Here is a 4,913-nt window from a genome sequence, read left to right as displayed (position 1 = left end):
GCCATCTGGATCACTTCCGCCTGTCCTCCAATACTCGGAGCCGTGTAGCCTACCTTTCGTCCGCCATCATTGTTAATGGCAGATCCTTTAATGACGGCATGGATGGTATCGCCATCACGTAGCGCTTCATTCAGACGCTTGAGAATCACAGCGCCTGCACCATTGGCAAAAACCGTGCCGTCTGCTTCCGAATCAAAGGCTTTACATGAGCCATCCGTCGATACAATGGAACCTTCCCGGTACAAATATCCTGTCGTTTGAGGTACTTTTACCGTAACTCCCCCTGCTAGTGCCATATCACATTCACCCGTCAATAGAGCCTGTACGGCGGTATGTACAGCGACAAGTGACGTCGAACAAGCCGTTTGTATGGTGATCCCCGGACCATGAAAATCCAGTTTGTATGCCACGCGAGTTGCCAGATAATTCTCATGGTTTGCTGTAGTCATCGCAAACATACTGGTCGGGTCTGCCGGGTCCATGCGTGGAAGAAGTGAGCACAACAAATAAGTGCTCTGAGTAGTGCCTGCGTATACCCCAATCGCGCCATCGCTTCCTCCAGGAGCATAACCAGCCCGTTCCATTGCTTCCCAAGCGCATTCCAAGAACACTCGGTGCTGTGGATCAAGAAATTCAGCTTCGCCCGGGGTATATCCAAAAAATGCAGCGTCAAACAACTCGATCCCTTCCAAGGCTCCTCCTAAATTCACAAAATGTCGGTCACCACGCATTTTTTCAGGGACTCCTGCCTTCTCCAACTCCTCTTTCGAAAAGCTTCGAATGCCGCATTCTTCATGCAGCAAATTGCTCCAGAATGCTTCGATCCCTTCCGCGCAAGGGAATCGACCAGCCATGCCTATGATCGCAACTTCATTCGTTCCCTCGAGTGGGGCTGCTGTTCCCTCTGGGATACATGGCTTTTGTCTGAAATGAGAATTGGCTTCGTTGCTTTGCCCGACCAAATAACGCGCTAGTTTGGAGACAGTTGGAAATTGAAACAATTCAACGATGCCTAATTCTCTTGATATTTCAGACTGAAGTCGGTCTCTCACCTCCACCAAGAGCAGCGAATGCCCACCTAAATCAAAAAAGTTATCATGTACGCTTACCCGCTCAACTTGTAGCGACTTCTTCCATATCTCCGCTATGCGTTGTTCCATGTCCGTGACTGGAGGGGTAAAAACATATTTTTCAGAAATAGAAGCTCCTGTCCAACTTGGGAGCGCCCTACGGTCAATCTTACCTGTTACCGTAACAGGCAAAGTGTCCATAGGAACATATACTGCAGGAATCATATGCTCCGGCAGATATTCACTTAAAAATTTGCGCAGTTCTGCCGGGTCACATGGTTCACCTTCTTGCACCACATAGGCGATCAAGCGCTTGTTTCTATTATTTTGCTCTATAGCAGTGACTACGGCATTGCGAACTGCCGGGTGCCGGATAAGAACCGACTCAATTTCACTCAGTTCAACACGCATGCCGCGAATTTTGGTTTGATGATCTCGTCTGCCTTCAAAAAGAAGCGTGCCGTCTGGACGCAATCTACCGATATCCCCAGTCCGGTATAGGCGTTCGTCTGGGCCCTCGGCATGCGGAAAACGTAAAAATCGGTCTGCTGTTAAATCCGGATGATGGAGATACCCCCGAGCCAAGCCAGCACCTCCGATGCAGATTTCACCAGCAACCCCGAGAGGGACCGGACGAAGCCATTCATCTAATAGACAAATCCGCATATTGCGAAGTGGTCGTCCGATTGGAACGCCGATCCCTGAAGGAGGGGATGTCATGGCATGGAATGTCGCATCTGCTGATACTTCCGATGATCCATAAATGTTGATTAACGTTCGCCCGGGCAGCAGTTCGAAAAATCGCTCACATAATATCTGTGGGAGAGTTTCTCCGCTGATAGACCAGTAGCGCAAATCATGTAGATACTCTTTTCGCTTGGCACATGTTTCGAGAAGAACTCGCAGCAAAGAAGGAACCATAACTATGCGTGAAATAGAGTGTTTCACCAAGGTATCCACCAAAATCAGGGGGTCTTGAAGAGCCTTCTTTGGCAAAATAACCGCCGGGATACCACACAGGAGCGGCGCAAACGTCTCGGCGACCGCGTCTACAAAAGTAAGTGCGGCCTGATGGCAACAAACTTCGCCTGCAGAATATGGATATGTTTCCCATCCCCAACGAAGACGGTTTAGTATTCCTCGATGTAAACCCACAACCCCTTTGGGGTCTCCTGTAGACCCTGAGGTATAAATGACATACGCTGCATTGTCCCTGTGGACATTTGGAGCCGGAGGATTTTCGTTATAATGCTCCGGCTGTTGGTCTAACAAATCCACACTCAAAATGTGGTAATCTCCTGTGGGTATTCCGGATGCAAGAAAGGATTGGGTCACAACTACGGGAGGCGCTATTTTTTCTAGAATTAATCGTATCCGCTCGGTCGGATGCTCCGGATCAAGCGGTACATAAGCTCCTCCAGCTTTTAAAATACCTAATAGTACGGCTGTTCGCTCAATTCCCCGCTCCATGCAAACGCCGACCAATACTTCCGGTCCTACATTGAATGACAAAAGTTTCCATGCAATCCGATTTGCCATACGGTTCAGCGTCCCGTAGGAAATACATTGCCCGTCCTCAATTAAGGCCGTGCGATCCATACTGGATTGGACTTGTCGGTCAAACAGCTCCAGAAGAGAGCTTTCTTCGTCCTCGGCAACGGTTACCGGGGAATGCCAGTCATTCAGCACCTGACGTTCCTCTTCTGAAGTCATAAGCGGCAGATAAATGATTGAACTATGCGGATTGGCAACAGCAGCAGCCAAGATAGTCCTATAATGTCCCAGTAGCCTTTCCACCGTTTCAGCGTCAAAAAGATCCTTGTTGTATTCCAGCAAAACTGAGAGACCCGATTCTGTTTCTTCCACATATAAGGTCATATCAAATTTGGAGGAAGTTCCTAGACTGCTCACCTTGGAGAACTTTAGCCCCGGAAGATCCGGCAACGACGATGGTACCGTCTGAACCACCATAACCTGAAACAACGGAGAGGCATCCAGAGTACGCTGTGGACGGAGTTCTTCAACGATCTTCTCAAAAGGTATATCTTGATGAGCCAACGCTTCGACCATCGTATTTTTTACTTGTGAGAGAAGTTCCAGGAAGCTGAGACTACTTGAAACGTTCACTCGCAGAGCAACCGTGTTCACAAAAAGACCAACCACTCCCGCCGTTCCACTTTCGTTGCGATTAGCGACAGGACAGCCTAGTACGACATCATGTTGACCGCTATATTTGGCAAGTAGTGCATAAAATCCGGCGAGAGCCGCCATAAAGACGCTCGCTCCCCTACCTTTAGCCAAACCCTTAAGCCCTTCGACTATTTCCGTCGGCAGTTCAAGCGAAACTGTACCGCCACGCATCGTCGGCGTGGCTGGCCGTATTCGGTCGACAGGCAATGCCAGTTGAGGCGGATTGTCGCGAAGTTGCTCCTTCCAGTAAGCTAGTCGTTGTTTGAGGATATCTCCAGCCAACGCAAGACGCTGACGATGTACATATTCTCCATAGGTAAAAGGCAAAGAGTCAAGTTTGGGTGTTTCTTCGTGAACATAAGCTAGGTAACAGGCCTCGATTTCACGGATGAGAAGCCCGAGAGACCAACCATCGGAGATTAGATGATGCATGGTCAACAGGAGAATCCCTTCTTTTTCGCCCAACGTGATCCAATGGGCACGAATCAACCGATCATGGGCTATGTCAAATGGAGTTTCCGTTTCGACCTGTTGAAGCCGGGATATCTCCATTTCTTTCTCCATCTCCCCCCATTGACTCAAATCTGTTACACATATGGGAAAGCAAGTGATTTCTGCTGGTGGGTCGACATACTGTATTGCTCCACCGTTCCTGTTCTGAAACCGAGTACGTAAACTCTCGTGCCGTCGCACAAGGTATCGCATACACTGCTCAAACAACTCCAGTCTGAAATCACCTTCAATGTGAATGGCTGTTGCAATCAGGTAAGATGTATTTCCAGGTGCCATCTGTTCTAAAAACCACAATCTTTGCTGAGATAAGCTGAGGGGATATTGCCGGGGTTGCAATTCCCGTTCCTGCAGCAAGCGCATCAACCGAAGTCGTTTTTCCTCCGTACTGAGCTCCATGTTTTATCCACTTCCTATCCATTCATCTTCACACTAAAATGTAAATCACTCGGACTCGAACAGCGTGACATCTTTGCCAGACCCCGCTTCCATTCGTTTCAGTAAAGTATCTATCTCTTCATCCGTCATACTGTTCACCCGCTCCAGTAACTCTGCAGAATCGTCTATCCCCAGTGAATCCAAATCCGTTTGCCCCTCCGTTGTTTGTTGTTCCTGCACTAGAAGAACCAGATGTGCGATGCATGGATATTCAAAAAAACGTGGTACCTCAATGTCAAAGCCCATAGTTCGCTTAATTTCCGCTACCATTTGTACAATTAGAAGAGAATGCCCACCCAAATCAAAAAAATCATCTTGTATTCCGATTTGTTCAATACCAAGAATCTTCTTCCAAATCTCCACTAGGCCGGCTTCCAAAGGAGTCTCCGGTGGCTTAAAAGGCGTTGCTAGTTGAGGACGTGGATACATTTGTTCTGCTGATTCCACAACCGGTGCTATTTCCTCCGCAGCCCCGTGTAAAGGAACCTGACCTATGCCGGGTCCACATAATGCTGTGTTCGAAAACACAGTCAAACGAGGTTCGATCCAATAGCGCTGACGCTCAAACGGATACGTTGGCAATTCTACCCGGTTACGCACCCGGGACTCATGTAACGCTCCCCATCCGATGCTTACACCTCCGCTCCACAGTTCTGCCACGCTTCTCAGCCACTGCCCCCGTTCCCCGCCTCCGGCTTTGCACGT

The 4,913-nt window shown here is 48.8% G+C and carries 2 protein-coding genes; both read right to left on the bottom strand.

Going from position 1 to position 4,913, the window contains the following annotated elements; translation table 11 throughout:
- On the bottom strand, positions 1 to 4,169 hold a 4,169-nt coding region (locus tag ACWGOO_RS22255), incomplete at its 3' end, for an amino acid adenylation domain-containing protein (protein ID WP_452486930.1).
- A 45-nt stretch (positions 4,170 to 4,214) separates the two neighbouring features.
- Positions 4,215 to 4,913, bottom strand: a 699-nt coding sequence (locus ACWGOO_RS22250) for a phosphopantetheine-binding protein (protein ID WP_452486928.1), incomplete at its 5' end; no start/stop codon positions are given.

This window comes from Paenibacillus sp. NPDC055715, from assembly GCF_053617595.1.
The sequence above is the reverse complement of the archived record's forward strand: the minus strand, read 5'-3'. Positions and strand labels throughout refer to the sequence as shown.